Genomic DNA, 1,854 nt, shown 5'->3' on the forward strand with positions numbered 1-1,854 from the left:
GCCAGCGGCTGGCGAGGCCGGTCGTGTCCTTCACGTTCGCATGGACCCGGCGGGCGGTGGAGTTGCGGGGGTGGCGCTACGAGGTGTGGAGCGAGCCGCCGGAGACGGTGCTGGAAAATATCCGTTTCCTTGCGGCGTATCGGCGTGGGTGGTTGTCCTCGCCGGAGGTCCTGGAGGAGTTGCGCCGCGCTGACCTGGACGGTGTCCCGCTCGGGTCGGCGGCTGAGCTTCTTCCTGGCCGGCCCGAGCCGTGTGTCCGTGCCGCGGTCCATTACCTCTTGTGGAGTCGCGAGCTGCACACAGATCTGAACGAACCTCTGCGTCCTTCCTGTGTGTTGAGGAGGACGGCGTGAGTGGTGCCGGAGCCCGTGTCGGAGTGGGGACACGTTTCCGCTACGACGGGGAGACCGTCGAGGTGGTCGAGATGGCTGCGACGACCGCGGGCAACGAGGTGGTCCTGAAGGACAGCCGGGGACAGGTTCGTCGGCTGGCGCTGAAGGAGCTGCTGTTCACCGAACGTGCAGTGGTGATCCCGGAGCGGGCTGGGCCTTCGGCCGGGGACGTCGAGGAGATCGCCTCGGTCGTGCTGGGGCAACTGGGCGAAGACGAGCGCCACGTTGCGCTGGAGCGTGCTGAGCACGTCCGTGAAGTCCTCTCGGGATACCGCTCCGGAAGCCCGGAGCTCGCGCGGGAGGGTGAGCCCCGCCCCGAGTACGCGTCCGGGGAGTTGCTGGAGGCGAAGTACGCGGCGAAGGCAGCTGAACTGGGCGTCGGTGCACGGTCGGTGAGGCGATGGGTGGCCTTGTTCCGTGAGCACGGTGAGGCCGGGCTGGTTCCCGGGAGGGGGCACGCTCGCGGCTCAGCGGCATCGGCGGACCCCCGTTGGGTGGAGACCGCGCTGGAGGTGATGGCCGAGTACACCGATCAGTCGCGGCCGTCGCGGACGCTGGTGATCGAGCGGACGCGGGCCCGGGTGATCGCGCGGTTCGGTCCGGAGGTGGTGGCGCAGCCGAGTCGGGCGACGGCGTTTCGGATCCTTCAGGAGCTGGAGCGTCGGCATCCGCTGTTCCGGCTGAGTACGAAGCGGAACCGGGACATCGCCGACCGTCCCGGGGGGCCGTACGGGAAGTTGCGGCCGACGCGTCCGGGTGAGTACGTGTTGATGGACACCACGCGGTTGGACGTGTTCGGGTGTGATCCGCTGACGCTGCGGTGGGTGCAGGCCGAGCTGACGGTGGCGATGGACTGGTACACCCGCTGCATCACGGGAATCCGGCTTACCCCGGTGTCCACGAAGGCGGTGGATGTCAGCGCGGTGCTGTTCCAGTGTTTCCGTCCCCGTCCGGCTGGACGGGACTGGCCGCGTGGTGCGGTCTGGCCCGAGCACGGCATTCCTCGGACCGTTCTGGTCGACGTCGACGGCGCCACGGTCGGGGGCTTGGCCTCGCCGCCGCTGGTGCCGGAGACCTTAGTGGTGGATCACGGCAGGGTGTACGTGTCGGAGCATCTGACCAGCGTGTGCCGCCGCATGGGGATCTCGATCCAGCCCGCCCGGCTGCGAACGGGACGCGACAAGGGACCCGTCGAGCGGTTCTTCCGGACCCTGCGCGAGGGGCTGCTGGAGGTGCTTCCCGGCTACAAGGGTCCCGACATCCACGCGCGCGGCGAGCTTCCCGAGGCAGACGCGTTCTTCTTCCTCGACGAGCTGGAGGAGATCATCCGGGAGTGGATCGCGGTGGTCTACCACTGCCGTCCCCATGCCGGCCGCCGAGCGCCGTGCCGAACGAACGGTGGTCGCCCGCCCCGAGGGCCGCGAGGTCGAGGCCGAGCAGCCGGTGCGGATCACGGGTCTCG

1 protein-coding gene and 1 pseudogene are annotated in these 1,854 nt (G+C 69.4%); both read left to right on the forward strand.

The features are described 5' to 3' along the window. Positions 1-353: pseudogene (locus ABZ646_RS46055) on the forward strand (transposase); the annotation flags it as partial. After that, a partial coding sequence (locus ABZ646_RS46060; RefSeq protein WP_360533621.1) for a helix-turn-helix domain-containing protein occupies positions 350-1,854 on the forward strand: 1,505 nt, incomplete at its 3' end. The pseudogene ABZ646_RS46055 and the gene ABZ646_RS46060, both read left to right, overlap by 4 nt.

The sequence above is a fragment of the Streptomyces sp. NPDC007162 genome (genome assembly GCF_040634175.1).
Lineage (GTDB): Bacteria > Actinomycetota > Actinomycetes > Streptomycetales > Streptomycetaceae > Streptomyces.